This window comes from Motilibacter deserti (genome assembly GCF_011250635.1).
Taxonomy (GTDB): Bacteria; Actinomycetota; Actinomycetes; order Motilibacterales; family Motilibacteraceae; genus Motilibacter_A; species Motilibacter_A deserti.
Window position 1 is genome coordinate 45624 of record NZ_JAANNP010000013.1, and the last position, 16883, is coordinate 62506.

12 protein-coding genes are annotated in these 16883 nt (G+C 74.5%); 1 reads left to right on the top strand and 11 read right to left on the bottom strand.

Annotated features, from left to right (window positions below; all coding sequences use genetic code 11):
• Nucleotides 1-5 precede the first annotated feature (5 nt).
• Nucleotides 6-302 (bottom strand): hypothetical protein, encoded by a 297-nt coding sequence (locus tag G9H71_RS14325; protein WP_166282985.1) that lies wholly within the window; start codon nucleotides 300-302, stop codon nucleotides 6-8.
• A complete protein-coding gene (locus G9H71_RS25150) occupies nucleotides 299-2815 on the bottom strand; it encodes a family 1 glycosylhydrolase (protein WP_166282987.1) in 2517 nt (838 codons plus the stop codon). Before G9H71_RS25150 ends, G9H71_RS14325 begins: the two co-directional genes overlap by 4 nt.
• A 271-nt stretch (nucleotides 2816-3086) precedes the next feature.
• On the opposite strand from G9H71_RS25150, the gene G9H71_RS14335 reads away from it, so the two are divergent.
• Nucleotides 3087-5561, top strand: a complete 2475-nt coding sequence (locus G9H71_RS14335) for an aminotransferase class I/II-fold pyridoxal phosphate-dependent enzyme (RefSeq protein WP_166282989.1) — start codon at nucleotides 3087-3089, stop codon at nucleotides 5559-5561.
• Between the two features lie 308 nt (nucleotides 5562-5869).
• On the opposite strand, the gene G9H71_RS14340 is transcribed toward G9H71_RS14335, so the two are convergent.
• The 9 genes from G9H71_RS14340 to G9H71_RS14380 all read right to left on the bottom strand — a co-directional run.
• On the bottom strand, nucleotides 5870-7291 hold the full coding sequence (locus G9H71_RS14340; RefSeq protein WP_166282991.1) for an NAD(P)H-hydrate dehydratase: 1422 nt from the start codon (nucleotides 7289-7291) through the stop codon (nucleotides 5870-5872).
• Nucleotides 7288-7674 carry a holo-ACP synthase gene (locus tag G9H71_RS14345; protein WP_166282993.1) on the bottom strand — a complete coding sequence of 129 codons (387 nt, stop codon included), beginning with the start codon at nucleotides 7672-7674 and terminating at the stop codon, nucleotides 7288-7290. The genes G9H71_RS14340 and G9H71_RS14345 overlap by 4 nt, the downstream gene beginning before the upstream one ends.
• A 31-nt stretch (nucleotides 7675-7705) precedes the next feature.
• The gene (locus tag G9H71_RS14350) at nucleotides 7706-9211 is read right to left on the bottom strand and encodes a GGDEF domain-containing protein (protein WP_166282995.1); all 1506 of its coding nucleotides are present in this window, start codon (nucleotides 9209-9211) and stop codon (nucleotides 7706-7708) included.
• Between the two features lie 345 nt (nucleotides 9212-9556).
• Nucleotides 9557-11422, bottom strand: coding sequence for a glutamine--fructose-6-phosphate transaminase (isomerizing) (glmS, locus tag G9H71_RS14355; RefSeq protein ID WP_166282997.1), 1866 nt, complete (start codon nucleotides 11420-11422; stop codon nucleotides 9557-9559).
• Between the two features lie 54 nt (nucleotides 11423-11476).
• The gene (locus G9H71_RS14360; RefSeq protein WP_166282999.1) at nucleotides 11477-13705 is read right to left on the bottom strand and encodes a putative bifunctional diguanylate cyclase/phosphodiesterase; all 2229 of its coding nucleotides are present in this window, start codon (nucleotides 13703-13705) and stop codon (nucleotides 11477-11479) included.
• Nucleotides 13706-13772: 67 nt separating this feature from the next.
• Nucleotides 13773-15158 (bottom strand): phosphoglucosamine mutase, encoded by a 1386-nt coding sequence (gene glmM, locus G9H71_RS14365; protein ID WP_166283001.1) that lies wholly within the window; start codon nucleotides 15156-15158, stop codon nucleotides 13773-13775.
• A gap of 8 nt (nucleotides 15159-15166) precedes the next feature.
• Nucleotides 15167-15673, bottom strand: a complete 507-nt coding sequence (rpsI, locus tag G9H71_RS14370; RefSeq protein ID WP_166283003.1) for a 30S ribosomal protein S9 — start codon at nucleotides 15671-15673, stop codon at nucleotides 15167-15169.
• Nucleotides 15674-15782: 109 nt separating this feature from the next.
• Nucleotides 15783-16226, bottom strand: a complete 444-nt coding sequence (gene rplM, locus G9H71_RS14375) for a 50S ribosomal protein L13 (RefSeq protein WP_166283005.1) — start codon at nucleotides 16224-16226, stop codon at nucleotides 15783-15785.
• Between the two features lie 172 nt (nucleotides 16227-16398).
• A partial coding sequence (locus G9H71_RS14380) for an ABC-F family ATP-binding cassette domain-containing protein (RefSeq protein ID WP_166283007.1) occupies nucleotides 16399-16883 on the bottom strand: 485 nt, incomplete at its 5' end.

The following is a 16883-nucleotide window of genomic DNA, read 5'->3' on the forward strand; positions in this document are numbered from 1 at the left end:
CGCGCTCATGCGGCCAGCGCCTGAGCCGTGCCGCACGGGGCGTCGGTGCCGCAGGTGCGGCAGCGGCCGGCCTCGTCACCCGCCGGCGGGTGCAGGAGCAGGGCCTGTGAGATCCGGGCGAGGAGCGGGGCGCGCAGGAACGGGGTCGCGGACGAGACCGCGGCCTCGGCCAGCCCCCGTACGCCGGTCCCCGCCAGCCGCAGCGCCCCGAGGCCGGGGTCCTGCAGCCCGGCCATCGCGGCCCCCACGCCCTGGGCGTGCGCCCGCTCGAGGTCGGCTGCCACGCCGTCGCGCGCCGTCACGCCAGCGCCTCGACGGCCTGCGTGGCGCCCGGTCGCGCGCCGCTTGCCTCGAGCAGGGCGTACATCGCGCCCGCGATCGCGTCCCACTCGTGCCGCTCCTGGATCGGGCGCAGCCGGCGGTCGCGGTCCTCGCGCGAGTGCTCGACGACGTGCCGGCAGGCGGCGGCGAAGTCCTCGGCATCGTCGGCGAGATGGACGACGCCGTCGTAGTCGGCCACGACGTCGGGCACCCGGGTCGAGACCACCGGCAGGCCTGCGGCCAGGTACTCCAGCGTCTTCGTCGGGCTGATCGAGCGTGTCGCCTCGTTCAGCGCGAACGGCATCAGCGCCACGTCGAAGCCGGCCATGACCTGCGGGAGCTCGGCGTACGCCGCCATGCCCGGGAACTCGAGGTTCGGGGCCTGCGGCAGCGACGCCGGGTCGATCTTGGTGACCGGGCCGACGATGCGCAGGGTCCAGTCCGGCAGCTGCTCGGCCAGCTTGCCGAGGAGCTCGAGGTCGAGCCGCTCGTCGATCACCCCGACGTAGCCCGCGACCCGCCGCTCGCGCGGCTCGCGCAGCGCCCGCGACGCCTCGTAGTGCGCGGCCTCGACACCACTCGGGAACAGGTGCGTGTCAGGGCGGTGCGGCAGGACTCCGCGCTGCAACGAGCGGCCGCCGGCGTAGACCACGTCGGCCTCGGCCAGCACCCGGCGCTGGCGCAGCCGCAGCCCCTCCGGCGCGTCGAGGAAGGAGGCGAGGTCGTCCATGACGTCGTACGCGATGCGCCCCGGCTGCAGCGCCTCGGCGACGTCCAGCGCCATGGGCGAGTAGAGCAGCACGTCCGGTGCGGCGCGCATGCCCTGGGTGGACAGCCAGTCGGCGAGCCGCTCGCCGTAGTCCTGGGCCTCGTCCGCGTCGAAGCCGAGGTACTCGGCCAGCCCGGGCCGTGCCGGGACGACCAGCCAGACCCGCGTGACCTGGCCGACCTGCTCCACGCGCAGCTCGGGCTCGTCGACGGGGCCGGACATCGGCTCCTCGACGAACCACGTGCGGGCACCGGACGCGGCGAGCACGTCGGCGAAGCGCGAGACGAGGTGCTGCGGGCGCTGCCACACCCAGGCCCATCTCAGGTGCGACAGGACCACGAGATCGGGACGTACGGGGTTCGCAGGCATTGCTGCCACCTCCTCGGTATCGGTTCGGCGCGACGGGGCGTCGGGCGCGACGGAGACGTTGATCGGGGGGACGGCCTCCTCCACAGGCGGGTCCTGCCAGGGCCAGTGCCGCAGCCGCGGCGTCAGCCCGGTGAGCTGGTCCGAGCAGGGCGACTGGAAGCGGTACGCGGGGAGCTCGGCGGCGCGGGCCCCCGCGGCCGCCGCCTCCCACACGCCCGTGAAGGCGTTGCGCACCCGTTCCCCCGCCGGCCCGACCCCGACGACCCCGACGGGGTCGGCGCGGCCGCCGGCCCGGGCCAGCAACGAGTCCCAGTCGAAGGAGTCGACCGACGGGAACCAGCAGAAGCCCTGCAGCGGGACGCCGTCGGCGAGGGCGCCCTCGTACTCCTCGAGCATGTAGCGCAGCCAGGACGCGCGGTCCGTCGGCAGGCCGCGGATGTTGGTCTCGCTGAGCATCATCGGGAGCCGGTAGCGCTCCCAGTACTGCCGCGCGACCTCGCGGAAGCCCACCGGGTGCGGCGACGGGGCGAAGCCGGGGCCGTCGTACCACCATTCGGAGTGGCAGTAGTAGTCCAGGCCCAGCACGTCGACGCGGGCCTTCGGCAGGTCGAGCAGGCGCTCGCCGCCCGCCTCGAGGATCTGGCGCAGGAACGGCCGCTGCGGGTCGAGGTCGTGCCCCAGGGCGAGGTCGAGCGCGATGTGCCGGCGGTCGTTCGCGAAGGCGGCGTAGTCGGCGCCGGCGCCGGGCGCGCCGCCGTGGTGCTCGCCGGTGTCGACCCACACGTGCTGCGCGTCGGGCAGCAGGTCAGACCAGCAGCGCGAGGCCTCGGTCAGCGCCGGGAGGACGTTGAGCAGCAGCCGCGTGAACCCCTCGACGCCTCGGTCGTAGGGCGGCCACACCGCCTCGTGGCCGGCGAGGAACAGCGTCGCGAAGGGCTCGTTGAACAGCGTGTAGGACCGCAGCCACGGGTAGCGGCGTGCGACGGCCTCGACGTAGCGCAGGTAGGCCGCGGGATAGCGACGGTCGCGGAAGCCGTCGGCGAGCCAGGTGGGGTAGCTCGTGTGGTGCACGAGGTCGACGATCGGGTCCAGGCCCCTGTCGTGCAGGTGCCCGAGGACGCGGTCGGTCTCGGCCCAGTCGAAGGAGCCCGGCTCCGGCTCGATCCTGTGCCAGCGCAGCGACCAGCGCGCTCGGCGGACCCCCGCCTCCAGCAGTCGGTCGGCGTCCTCCTGCCAGCGCGTGCTGTGCCCGCTGAGCTCGGCGACGTCGACGCCGTAGGCAGGAAGGAGCGTGGTCTCGAACGCGCCGATGAAGTCGGCGCTCGGTGCGGGTGTCTCAGGTGCAAACCGCTGCACGCATCAATCCTTCGGTCGGTAGGGGAACGTCCCCGTGACCGACAGAGCGCGGCCACGGTGCTGGGCTCGTTCCTGAACCGCCGCCTGCCCATCCTGCCCGACGTGGTCGGGCCGAAACCCCTGCCCCCCAAGACTGGGCCCGCTCGCCCCGCGGGAGCGCCATCAGCCGGTCGCTCAAGGCCGGTGGCCCGGGCGACGAACTCCCGAGATGGCGGTCGCGACCGCGATCATCGAGCGCCCGCGGGCGCTCAGGCTTCCGGAGGAGGAACGCGTGGCGAACGCGGAGCAGGTGCTGCAGGCAGTCGACGACGTCATCAGCGACGGCGCCCGACGCGGGATGCTCCACGCCGCGGCGGAGGACGCGCATCTGGACGGGCGCACCATCACGGTCGGCGGGCAGCGGCTCGTCAGCTTCGGCTCCTGCAGCTACCTCGGGCTCGAAGTGCACCCGCAGTTGAAGGCCGGCGTCGTCGACGCCGTGGAGCGCTTCGGGACGCAGTTCTCCTCGTCACGGGCGTACGTCTCCCCGCCGCGCTACGCCGAGGCGGAGCAGCTGCTCTCGACGCTGTTCGGCCGCCCAACCGTCATCACCCCCAGCACCACCATGGGGCACATCGCCACGCTGCCGACGATCCTCGGCCCCGATGACGCGCTCATCCTCGACCACCAGGTGCACAACAGCGTCCAGACCGCGGCCAAGCTCGCGCAGGCGCAGGGGACCTCCGTCGAGCTCGTCCCGCACAACGACCTCCGCACGCTCGAGCGTCGCCTGCAGGAGTATTCCCGAACTCGGCGTCGGGTGTGGTATGCCGCCGACGGCCTCTACAGCATGTACGCCGACTTCGCGCCGGTGGCCGAGCTCAACGAGGTCGCCGCGCGCCACGACAACCTCTGGCTCTACATCGACGACGCCCACTCGGTGTCCTGGACCGGCCGGCACGGCCGCGGGCACGCCCTCGAGCACCTGCGCTCGCCGGCGCTCGAGCGGTCCGTCGTCGCCGGCTCGCTCAACAAGTCCTTCGCCGCCGCCGGCGGGGCCCTGACCTTCCCCACCGAGGAGATGCGGCGCCGGGTCTTCACCGTCGGCGGGCCCCTCATCTTCTCCGGCCCGGTGCAGCCGCCGCTGCTCGGCGCGATCCTCGCGTCGGCCAGGCTGCACATGAGCCCCGCGATCGTCGAGCGACAGGAACGTCTGCTGCACCTGATCCGGCTCTTCAACCGGCTCGCCGCTGACGAGGGCCTGCCGCTCGTCAGCCCGAGCGAGGCGCCGATCCGCTGCATCGGCGCAGGCAGCCCCGAGGTCGCGTACAACCTGACCACGCGGCTGCGCGATGCCGGCTACTTCGCCGACACGGCGACGTTCCCCGCGGTGGCTGCGAAGCGCTCCGGTGCGCGCGTCACCATCACCGCGAACCACACCGACGACGACGTCGTCGGCCTGGTGGAGGCGCTCGCCGCCTCGCTCCCGGCGGCCCTGCACGACGAGGGAAGCTCGCTTCAGGTGCTGACCCGGTCGTTCACAAAGCAGCTCGAAGGCCGGGACGTACGCCTCCGCCCGCTGCCCGCCGCGTCGCCTGCCGCCAGCGGCCTTGTGCTCGAGCACCACACGACGGTGGACGTCGTCGACCAGGCCGAGTGGGACGCGATGTTCGACGGACGGGGCGCCTTCACGTGGGACGGCCTGCGGATGCTCGAGGCCGTCTTCGCCGACAAGCACGTGGACGCCGTGGAGCACCGGTGGTCCTTCCACTACTGGCTCGTCCGTGACGGCTCCAGCGGGCGCCCCGTGGCTGCGACGTTCTTCACGACCGCGCTGTGGAAGGACGACATGCTCGCCGACGAGCACGTGTCCGCCGCCGTCGAGCGGCTCCGCGCGGACGACCCCTACCACCTCACCTCGCGCGTCGTCGGGATGGGATCGCTGCTGACCGAGGGCGACCACCTCTACCTCGACCGGAGCGCGGATTGGCGTAGCGCGCTTCGCCTGATCCTCGACGCGGCGCGCGCCGAGGAGGACCTCGCCGGCGCCTCGTCCGTGGTCGTGCGCGACATCGCCGACGGGGACGACGAGCTCCACGAGCTCATGGTCGCCGAGGGCTTCCTGCGCATCCCCGTCCTCGCGACGTGGGAGCGGGACATCGACTTCGCCGACGACGGGGAGTTCCTCGCCGGGCTGTCGAAGAAGGCGCGCTACCACCAGCGGACGCAGGTGCTGGCGTGGGAGGGCCGCTATGACGTACGTGCGTATCCCGGCGGGTCGGCGGAGGCCGCGTCGGTGCCGTCGACCGAGCTCGACCACCTCTACGGGCTCTACCGCAACGTGCACGCCCGCAATCTCGAGCTCAACGTCTTCCCGCTGCCCCGGCGCGTGCTCGACGCGGTGCTCGCCACTCCCGGCTGGGAGCTGACCGTGCTCCGGCTCGTCGGCGGGCCCGATGCCCCCGTCGCCTTCGGCGTGCAGCACCTCGGCGGGCAGCACGTCGCGCCGCTGTTCGTCGGGCTGGACTACGACTACGTGGCCTCGCACCGGGCGTACCAGCAGACGCTGTGGCAGGCGGTCCGCAGCGGGCGGCGCCGCGGGGCGCGAAAGATCCTGTTCGGCATGAGCGCCGGCCTGCAGAAGTCGCGGTTTGGCGCCACCAGCCAGCGGCGGTGGGCGTACGTCCAGGCGAGCGAGACCTACAACCTCGACGTGCTCACGCAGATGCAGGAGAGCCTGCCGCCCGCCCTCCCCGCCGCCGCCTGACCCCCGCCCCCCCGGCCCCCCGGCCCTGACCCCGGCACCGCCCCGGTTTGGCAGAATGCCGCATTCTCGCGAACCTATCGGCACAATGCGGCATTCAGCCTGACGGGTACCGCGAGAATGCGGCACTGCGACGGAACCGGGCGGGGCGGGAGGCGTCGGGGCGGGGCGCTGGGCGTCGGGGCGGGGCGCTGGGCGTCGGGGCCGGGCGATGGGCGTCGGGGCCGGGCGAGAGGCGTCGGGGCCGGGCAATGGGCGTCGGGGCGGGACGTCGGGACGGGCCCGTGCGGGCGTCGTAGCCGCGGACGGCGTCAGCGCAGGACGGCCCGCAGCGCGGCGGGGAGCGCGTCGAGCACCGCCGAGGCGCTCGTGGAAGCCCCGTCGGCCGCCAGCCGGCCGGCGAGCCCGTGCAGCCAGGCGGCGACCGACCCCGCGTCGAACGGCGGCAGGCCACCGGCGAGCAGCGCGCCCGCGACCCCGGCGAGCACGTCGCCGGAGCCGGCCGTCGCGAGCCACGGCGTGCCCGTGGGGTTGACCCGGACGCGGCCGTCGGGCGCGGCGACCACTGTCGTCGAGCCCTTGAGCAGCACCACGCAGCCGGTGGCCCGGGCCGCCTCGCGCGCCCAGTGCAGCCGCCGCGCCTCGACCTGCTCGCGCGTCGCCTCGACCCCGGCCGCGGCGAGCACGCGGACCAGTTCGCCGGCGTGCGGGGTCAGCAGCGCGGGGCCGCCCGCCCGGGCGTACGCGGTGGCCGCGGTGGCGTCGAGGACGACCGGCTCGGGCCGGGCAACCTGGTCGAGGACGGCGTCGAGCTCGGGGATCCCCGGCCCGATCACCCGGGCCTGCACGCGCCCCTCGCCGGCGACGGCCTCGGGCCAGCGGGCGAGGACGCGGTACGTGGCGTGGTCGGGCCCGACATAGCGCACCATGCCGGCCCCGGAGCGGACGGCGGCGCCGGCACAGAGGACGGCGGCGCCGGGGTATTCGTCGCTGCCGGCCACGACACCGACGACACCCCGCTGGTACTTGTCCGACTCCGGACCGGGCGCGGGCAGCAGCGCCGCCACGTCGTCCGCCTCCAGCGCCTCGACGTCGGGGGCGCCGAGCGCGGCGAGGTGCGGGCCGAGGCCGATGTCGACGACCTCGACCAGGCCCGCGCAGGACGACCCCGGGTCCACCAGCAGCCCCGGCTTGAGCGTGCCCGGGGTGAGCGTGACGTCCGCGTGCACGACCTCCCCTGTGGCCTCGCCGGTGGAGGCGTCCACCCCGCTCGGCACGTCGACCGCGACCAGCAGCGCCGCCGACGCCTCCGCCCGGGCGACCACGCGCGCGGCGTCGGGGCGCAGGCCGCCGGAGCCACCGATGCCGACGATGCCGTCGACCACGAGGTCGGCGTCGTCGAGCAGGTCGGCGCGCTCCGTCCCGCCGTGCAGCCGGCCGCCGGCGGCGAGGAGCGCGGCCGCCCCCTCCTGGTGGGTGCGCGACCCGAGGCAGAGCGCGTCCACCCGGGCGCCACGCCGGCCCAGCCGCGCGCCGGCGTGCAGGGCGTCGCCGCCGTTGTCCCCGCTGCCGACGAGGAGCACGACGCGGGTGCCGTACGTCGACCCGAGCAGCCGGGCGCAGGCCGCGGCGATACCGGCCGCCGCGCGGTCCATCAGCGTCCCCGCGGGCAGGCCCGCCGCGAGCGCGGCCTCGGCCGCGCGCACCGCCTCCACGTCGTACGCCAGCCTCACGATGCGCCCTCCTGTCCCTTCGCGGGCGCCCCGGCCCCTTCGGCGACCACCACCGCCGACGCGATGCCCGCGTCGTGGCTGAGCGACACGTGCCAGGCGAGCACGCCGCGCCGCTCGGCCTCCGCGGCGACCGTCCCCGTCACCCGGATGTGCGGCCGGCCGGCGTCGTCCCGGATCACCTCGGCATCCACCCAGCGCAGCCCCCGCGGCGCCCCGAGCGCCTTCGCCACCGCCTCCTTCGCCGCGAACCGGGCGGCGAGGCTGGCCGGCGGCAGCTCCTGCTCGTCGGGGGTGAACAGCCGGCCGCGCAGCCGCGGCGACCGCTCCAGCGTGGCCGAGAACCGCGCGACGTCCACCACGTCGATGCCGACTCCGAGGATCACGGCGCCATCCTGCCCGCAGCGGGTGTGGCGCTCAGCGCCGCCCGGCCGGCCCTCGCTTGTCGGCGTACATCCTGGCGTCGGCGGCGCGCAGCATCGCCTCGAAGTCGTGCACGCCCTCTTCCGGCGCCGCGGCCCCGATGCTGACCCCGACGTTCACCACCTTGCCCTCGACGAGGTAGGGCGAGGAGACCTGCTCGACGAGGCGCTGCACGGCCGCGTCGACGTCGCCGGGCCCGCGCACGCTCGTCGTGAGCAGCACGCAGAACTCGTCGCCGCCGATGCGGGCTGGCAGGTCTCCCTCGCGCAGCGCCGCCTGCATGCGCCCGGCGACCTGGCGCAGCAAGTCGTCGCCGGCCCGGTGGCCGTACTCGTCGTTGACCTGCTTGAAGCCGTCGAGATCGATGTAGAGCAGGGCCAGGTGGCCGCCCTCGCGCCGTGCCCGGGCCAGCTCGCGGCGGGCGACCTCCTCGAGCTGGCCACGGTTGGCCAGCCCGGTCAGCGGGTCGTGCCGGGCGGCGTGGTGCAGCCGGCTGCGCTCGTGCATGACCTCGACCGAGCGGCGGGCCGCGTCCACCATCGTCGCGGCGACGCCGGCGACCGACGGCTTGATCGGGCCGGGCGCCTGCACCAGGAGCCATTCGCGCCGCTCGCCCACCGTCGGCAGCTCGACCGCCGCTTCGCCCGGCGGCGGCGGGTCGGAGGTCAGGTGGGTCCGGGCACCGTCGACGACGTCGGCGAGGGCCGAGCGCAGCCGGTCGCGCACGTCGCCGGCCGAGCGCAGCGCCGACAGCTCGACGACGAAGCCGAGCGCCCGGTGCAGCCGCTCGGCCTCGCGGCGCTGCCGCTCGTGCACGGCGACGACGAGGCTGACCGCGGCGGCCACGACCGCCGCCGACCACAGCACTGCCGGCGTCCGCTCGCCCCAGGCTGCCAGCGCGGCGCCGACGGCCGCGGACGCTGCAGCGGTGGGCGTCGCGCACCGGCACAGCCGCGCGAGCGCCGGGCCGCCCCTGCCGCCGATCTCGGTGCGGGCAAGGAGCACCCGGGTGGTGAGCAGGGCGCCGACGAACGCCGTGGACGCAGCGACCAGGGCCCGCTCCCCCACCGGCTCGACGCCCGAGGCCGCAAGGAGGACCAGCCCGGCCGCGCCCGTCACGGTGTGCGCGGCCGACGTCAGGGCCGCGCGGTGCCAGGCGGCGCGCTCCTGCAGCAGCAGCGCCGCGGCCATGCCCGTGGCGAGCGTCAGTAGCGCGGCGGGCCCGGGCAGCAGCACGGCGAGGGGGACGTACGCCACCGGGGCCGTCCCGGGCAGCTCGCCGCTGCGCCCGCCGCCACCGGACCCGAGGCCGACCGGCCCGGACAGCCCGCCGGAGACCGCGAACACGAGCGCGGCGCAGGGGGCGAGGACGGCCCACGGCACGGCGGTGGGCAGCAGCAGCGCGGCGGCGACGCACACCGCCAGCGCCGCCGCCAGCAGCGGGCGGGTGAGCGGCAGGGAGGGCCTGGCGCTCTGCGGGCCCGTGCCCTGCGGGCGCATGTGCGCCCCTGCGTTCCCCTGGCGGGACGAGCGGGGAGCGCGGCGACGACCTCGAGCCCGGGACGCGACGGCCCCGTCACTCTTCGTCGCCACTTTTCGCCTTTCGCCCACCACTCTCCGGCACTTCAGCACAGAGAGTAATCAGCGAAAGGTTGTCGGCGCAGCTTTCGCCGCGGCAACCACCGGAATGGCGGACGCCTATTGCGCTGCGCCAATTGACCGGAGCGGAGCGTCACGAACGTCCAGCGAATGGCCGGACCGGGCATGAGCAGTACGGCTCAGCCGTTCTAGTGCATTGAGCAATAGCGCGCCGGACGCCCGGCGAAGGGCGCCCGGCGCGGCGGGCTATTCGACGGTGACCGACTTGGCCAGGTTGCGCGGCTGGTCGACGTCGAGCCCGCGGGCGAGCGCGAGCTCACAGGCGAAGACCTGCAGCGGCACCGTCGCGACGAGCGGCGCGAGCAGCGTCGCGGTGCGCGGGGTGCGGATCACGGTGTCGGCATAGGGCGTGACCGCCTCGTCGCCCTCCTCCGCGATCACGATGGTGCGGGCCCCGCGGGCGCGTACCTCCTGGATGTTGCTCACGATCTTCTGGTGGATGACCGAGCGCCCGCGCGGCGACGGGACGACCACGACGACCGGCAGGCCGTCCTCGATGAGCGCGATCGGGCCGTGCTTGAGCTCGCCGGCCGCGAACGCCTCGGCGTGCATGTAGGCCAGCTCCTTGAGCTTGAGCGCGCCCTCGAGGGCCACCGGGTAGCCGACGTGGCGGCCGAGGAAGAGGACGGCCTTGGCGTCGGCCAGCGAGCGGGCGAGCTCGCGCACCGGCTCGACGGTGTCGAGGACGTCGTCGACCGCGTCGGGCATCGCCGCGAGCTCGCGGACGATGGCCTGCACCTCGTCGGCGAACTTGGTCCCGCGCACCTGGGCGAGGAAGAGGCCGAGCAGGTAGCACGCGACGAGCTGGGTGAGGAAGGTCTTGGTCGCGGCGACCCCGACCTCCGGGCCGGCGTGGGTGTAGAGCACCGCGTCGGACTCGCGCGGGATCGTCGACCCGTTGGTGTTGCAGATCGCGATGACGCGCGCCTTCTGCTCCCGGGCGTGCCGGACCGCCATGAGGGTGTCCATGCTCTCGCCGGACTGCGAGATCGCCACGACGAGGGTGGAGCGGTCGATGATCGGGTCGCGGTAGCGGAACTCCGAGGCCACCTCGACCTCGACCGGCAGCCGCGTCCAGTGCTCGATCGCGTACTTCGCGATGAGCCCGGCGTGGTAGGACGAGCCGCAGGCGATCACGATCACCTTGTCGACCTCGCGCAGGTCCTCCTCGGACAGCCGGACCTCGTCCAGCGCCAGCCGACCCGTGTCGTCGATGCGCCCGAGCAGGGTGTCCGCGACGGACCTGGGCTGCTCGGCGATCTCCTTGAGCATGAAGTAGGGGTAGCCGCCCTTCTCCGCCGCCGAGGCGTCCCAGTCGACGTGGTACTCCTTCGGCTGCACCTCGTTGCCGTCGAAGTCGGTCATCGTGATGCCCTCGGGGCGCAGCTCGACGACCTGCCCGTCGGCCACCTCGACCGCGTTGCGGGTGTATTCGATGAACGCGGCCACGTCCGAGGCGAGGAAGTTCTCCCCGTCCCCGCGGCCCACCACGAGCGGGCTGTTGCGGCGCGCGGCCACGACCACGTCGGGGGCGGACCCGTGGGTCGCGACCAGCGTGAAGGCCCCGTCGAGCCGGCTGCACACCCGGCGCAGCGCCTCGGCGAGGTCGGCCTCGCCGCCGTCCTCCTGCTGCCCGTCGAACTCGTCGGCCAGCAGGTGGGCGACGACCTCGGTGTCGGTCTCCGAGACCAGCTCGTGGCCGCGAGCCTCCAGCTCGGCGCGGAGCGTGGCGAAGTTCTCGATGATCCCGTTGTGGATGACCGCGACACTGCCCGTGTCGTCCAGGTGCGGGTGGGCGTTCCGGTCGTTCGGCGCGCCGTGCGTCGCCCAGCGGGTGTGCCCCATGCCGGTCGAGCTGGCCGGCAGCGGCTGCTCGCCGAGAGCGGCCTCCAGGTTGGCCAGCTTGCCCGCGCGCTTGCGCGTGGCCAGCTTGCCCTCGGACACCACCGCGACCCCCGCGGAGTCGTATCCGCGGTACTCCAGGCGGCGCAGCCCGTTCATCACGACGTCCAGCGCCGGCTTGCTCCCGACGTAACCCACGATCCCGCACATGCGACCAAGGCTACGGGGCGAGCCAGCCGTCTCCGGACAGGCGAGCCGCGGCGCTCAGGGAGCAACGAGCTCCGGGTACGCCGTCAGCCGTCCGCGCGCCTCCTCCGCCGGCAGCGGGCGGGAGAAGAGATAGCCCTGGGCCCGCGAGACCCCGAGCCCGAGCAGCCGCCGGCGCTGGCGCTCGGTCTCCACCCCCTCCGCGAGGACCTCCAGGCCGCAGTCGGCCGCCAACGCCACGAGCGCACGCAGCACATGGTCGGTCGCAGGCTCCGCGTCGAGCGGGTCGACCAGTGGCTTGGCCACCTTGAGCACGTCCGCGGGGATCTGCTCGAGATAGGCCAGGGAGGAGTAGCCGGTCCCGAAGTCGTCGAGCGCCACTCGCATCCCGTGTGCGCGCAGCCGCTCCAGCGTGGCACGGACCGCGGCGCTCGAGGCCGCGGCCTCCTCGGTGACCTCGACCAGCAGCCGGGCCGGCGACAGCCCCGCGGCGCCCAGGACGGCGAGCACCTCCTCGACCAGCCCGCGCCGCTCGAGCGAGCGCACCGAGAAGTTGACGCCGACGTAGTGCCCCTCCGTGCCCAGGCCCTCGGCGTCCCAGGCGGTCAGCTGCCCGACGGCGCGCTGCAGGACGAAGCGGTCCACCTGCACGACGAGCCCCGTCGAGTGCGCCACCGGCAGGAACTCGTCGGGCGGGACCAGAGCCCCGTCGCGGCGCCACCGCACGAGTGCCTCGGTCCCGGTGACCGCGCCGGACGCCAGCTCGACCACGGGCTGATAGAAGACCTCGAGCTCGCCGGCGTCGAGGGCCTGCTCGAGACGGGCCGCCAGCGCGGGCGAGGTCAGCACCGCCGTGTCGAGGTCGGGCCGGTGGGCCACGGCGCGCCCGCCGCCGTGCGACTTGGCCACGGACAGCGCCACGTCGGCCGCCGCCAGCAGCGTGTCCGCGTTGCCGCGCCCGTCGCAGGTGCTCGCGAAGCCCGCGCTCGCCCGCAGCAGGGCGGGCCGGCCACCGACGTCGAAGGGCTCGCGCAGCCGCCGCACCAGGTCCTCGGCCAGGACCTCGGCTGCGGCCGCCGCGCCAGGGCCGGTCAGCAGGGCCGCGAACTCGTCGCCCTCCAGCCGTGCCCAGGTGCCGGACGGGGCGCACGCGCGGACCCGGCCCGCCGTCTGCCGCAGCAGCTGGTCGCCCGCCTCGTGGCCTTCGGTGTCGTTGACGGAGCGGAAGCCGTCGAGGTCCATCCGGACGACCGCAGCCTCGCCCGGCTGCGCCACCGCCTCGTCGACGAGCGTGTTGAAGCGGTCGCGGTTGAGCAGCCCGGTCAGCTGGTCGTGCGCCGCCCGGTGGGCGATCAGCGCAGCGGACTCGCGAACCGCACGGACCAGGCGGGACGCCCGCCACAGCACCAGCAAGGTGATGAGCAGCGAGGAGGCGGCCACGACGCGGACGTCTCGCACGTCCGGCGCCTCGAGCGCGAACAGCAGCACAGGCCCGACGAGCGCACAGCCCCCGACGAGCAGCAGCCGGTGCCGGCCGAGCAGCGAGCGCCGCGCCGAGGAGGCCGGGGCCGAGACCGCGGCCGGGTGCCATGCCGCCGCCGCGAGCAGGACGTACTCGAGCAGGTAGCCGGTGTCGGACAGCTGGCCGGCGTCGTACGTCCCGTATGCCTGGCCCACGAGGAACGCGGTGTCGGACACGACCGCGCACAGCAGCGCGAGGCCGAGCAGCCGGAGCCCGCCGTTGCGCGACTCACCCTCGAGCAGCAGCCGGACGAGCACGGACGCGACCAGCAGGTCGGCCACGGGGTACGCCGTGAGGATGCCGCGAGCGAGCAGGCCCCCCTCGCCTTCGGTCAGCGCGGGCTCCAGCAGCGGCTCCCAGGCGGCGAGCACGAGGGCGAGCGCGACGATCCCGGACTCGATACCGGCTGAGGCCTCCCGCCCGGCCCGGCGAGCCCGCAGCAGCAGCAGGACACCGCCGAGCAATGGGACGTAGCCACCGAGGTAGGCACCGTCGGCCGCGGAGGGGAAGGGGTCCTCGCGGAGGACGCGCTCGTAGTACGTCCACAGCGCGTCGCCCAGCACGAAGCAGGCGAGCGCGACGACGAGCGCGGCCCAGGCAGCGACCGGGCGCGGGCGCTGCCTGGCCACGCCGGCCGCCATCACGCAGAGCGAGGCAACGCCGAGGCCGAGGTAGCAGACGTCGGTCAGGAGGCCGACGGGGGCGAGCTGGTAGGCGCAAGCGAGCGCGCCTCCGCCGACCAGCCACCACACCCATGCCCGCACGGGCACCCTGTCGGCCGCCCGGAGCCGTTGCTTAGCTAGAAGCCCCGTCCGGTGTCAGTAGAAATCCTCACACCGCGAGCTTGGCCCGCACGACCGCGGCCAGCCGCTCGGCGATCTCGCCGGCCTGCTCCGCGGTGGGCGCCTCGACCATGACCCGGACCAGCTGCTCGGTGCCGCTCGGGCGCAGCAGCACGCGCCCGGAGTCCCCGAGCTCGGCCTCGGCCTCGGCGACGGCCGCCTTCACCGCGACCTCGTCGTCGACCCGCGACTTGTCCACGTCGCGGACGTTGACGAGCACCTGCGGGAGCCGCTCCATCACCGCGGCCAGCTCCGCGAGCGGCTTGCCCGTCTGCGCCATCCGCCCGAGCAGGTAGAGCGCCGTGAGCAGCCCGTCGCCCGTGGTCGCGTGGTCGAGCAGCACCACGTGGCCCGACTGCTCGCCACCGAGGGCGTAGCCGCCCTCGCGCATGGCCTCCAAGACGTAGCGGTCGCCGACCTTGGTCTCCACGACGGCGATGCCCTCCCGGCGCATCGCGAGCTTGAAGCCGAGGTTGGCCATGACCGTGGCGACCACCGTGTCGCGGCGCAGCGTGCCGGCCTCGCGCATCGCGAGCGCCAGGATCGCCAGGATCTGGTCGCCGTCGACCACGTTGCCCTCGGCATCGACCGCCAGGCACCGGTCCGCGTCGCCGTCGTGGGCGATGCCGGCGTCGGCCCCGTGCTCGCGGACCGCCGCGGCGACGTGCTCCAGGTGCGTCGACCCGACCCCGTCGTTGATGTTGACGCCGTCGGGCTTGGCGGCGATGGCGACCACCGTCGCGCCGAGGCGGCGCAGGGTCTCCGGAGCTGCGGCGTAGGCCGCGCCGTTCGCCGCGTCCACGACGACCTTGAGCCCGTCGAGCCGGTGCGGGGCTGCCGCGAGCAGGTGCCCGCTGTAGAGGCCACGGGCGTCCTTGGACCGGCTGACCCGGCCCACGGACGCGCCCACCGGCCGGGTCCAGGGCTCGCGCAGGCGCCGCTCGATCGCGTCCTCGAGCTCGTCGGCGAGCTTGACCCCGCCGCGGGCGAAGAACTTGATCCCGTTGTCCGGCATGGGGTTGTGCGAGGCCGAGAGCATGACCCCGAGGTCAGCTCCGAGCACTCCGGTCAGGTGCGCGACCGCCGGCGTCGGCAGCACGCCGACGTCGAGCACGTCGACGCCTGCGCTCGCCAGCCCCGCCGTGACCGCGGCGGCGAGGAACTCCCCCGACGCGCGCGGGTCGCGGCCGACCACCGCGCTCGGCCGGTGGCCGGCGAACGCTCCGGTGTCGGCCAGGATGTGCGCCGCCGCGACCGCCAGGTCGAGCGCGAGCTCGGCCGTGAGGTCGACGTTGGCCAGGCCTCGTACCCCGTCCGTGCCGAACAGCCGGCCAGCAGACTGCTGACCGGCTGTCGACTGCGGGCTCGCCGCCACGGGGTGCCTCAGCGCTTGCTGTACTGAGGAGCCTTGCGGGCCTTCTTGAGGCCGTACTTCTTCCGCTCCTTCGCCCGCGGGTCGCGGGTGAGGAAGCCGGCCTTCTTCAGCGCCGGGCGGTTGGCCTCGACGTCGACCTCGTTGAGCGCGCGGGCCACGCCGAGGCGCAGCGCGCCGGCCTGGCCGGAGACACCGCCACCGTGCACGCGGGCGATGACGTCGTACGCGCCCTCGATCTCGAGGGTCTTGAACGGGTCGTTCACCAGCTGCTGGTGGACCTTGTTCGGGAAGTACTCCTCGAGCGTGCGCCCGTTGATCTTCCAGACGCCGGTGCCCGGGACGATCCGGACTCGGGCGACGGCCTCCTTGCGGCGGCCGGTCGCGGCGCCGGGGCCGGTCGCAGCCGCACGGGCGGCGCCACCGGCCGCGCCGGGGGCGGACTCGGTGGTGTAGTCGCCGACGTACTCCTCGACGTCTGCGTCGGTGTCGAGAGTCTCGACGGGGGTGTCCGTCACGGTCCTTCTTCCTCGCGCTTCGCTGTTCGATCAGGATTGGGGTCGTTCACGCCCCGGGCGCCTGCGGCGCAGGGGGCTCCAGCCGTCGCCCGGCCGGAGTGGCCGGGTGCTACTGGGCGACCTGGCTGATCTCGTACGGCTGCGGCTGCTGCGACACGTGCGGGTGCTCCGGGCCGGCGTAGACCTTCAGCTTCTTGAGCTGCTGGCGGCCCAGGCTGTTGTGCGGGAGCATGCCGCGCACGGCCTTCTCGACCGCCTTGCGCGGGTCCTTCGAGAGCAGCTCGGTGTAGGGCGTGGCCTTGAGGCCGCCCGGGAAGCCCGAGTGGCTGTAGGCCATCTTCTGCTCGCGCTTGCTGCCGGTCAGGGCGACCTTGCCGGCGTTGATGATGACGACGAAGTCGCCGGTGTCGACGTGCGGGGCGAACGTCGGCTTGTGCTTGCCGCGCAGCAGCTTCGCCGTCTGGCTGGCCAGCCGGCCGAGGACGACGTCGGTGGCGTCGATGACGTGCCACTGGCGCTGGACCTCGCCGGGCTTGGGGGTGTACGTACGCACTGGTTCGCTACCTTCGTCGTCGCAGGGCCTGACGAGCGCGCACGCTCGAGAGGGCACGGAGTGCTCCGGGAGTCGCGCCCGCCCGGGCGGCCTGCTCGGCTGCGACGGGACTCATGGGCACAACAGCCGCTCAGGCTACCCGGTCACGCCCCCGGGCTCCAAACCCCGGCGGTCAGCGCACCCGCTCGACGCGCCCCTCGTCCCACACCGGCTCCGGCGCCTCGCGCACCCGCCCGTCCGCGCCGAAGACGACGTAGCGCTCGAACCGGCGGGCCAGCCAGCGGTCGTGGGTCACCGCGACGACGGTGCCGTCGAAGGCGTCGAGCGCGTCCTCCAGCGCCTGTGCGCTGGCCAGGTCGAGGTTGTCCGTCGGCTCGTCGAGCAGCAGCAGCGTGCACCCGGCGAGCTCGAGCAGCAGCACCTGGAAGCGCGCCTGCTGCCCGCCCGACAGCGTCTCGAACGGCTGCTCGGCCTGCCGGTCGAGCTCGTAGCGGCGCAGCACCGGCATCGCCCGCCCGCGGTCGCGCGCCCAGTCCTCCTCGAGCACCTGCAGCAGCGTGCGGCCGAGCAGCTCGGGGTGCTCGTGGGTCTGGGCGAAGTGCCCCGGCACGACGCGCGCGCCCAGCCGCCACGTACCGGAGTGCTGTACGTCGCCGC

Bases quoted from the DNA above. Each gene is read 5' to 3' on its own strand.
- G9H71_RS14350 (WP_166282995.1), bottom strand. From the start codon at position 9,211: ATGCGCCCGCAGGGCACGGGCCCGCAGAGCGCCAGGCCCTCCCTGCCG.
- glmS (WP_166282997.1), bottom strand. From the start codon at position 11,422: ATGTGCGGGATCGTGGGTTACGTCGGGAGCAAGCCGGCGCTGGACGTC.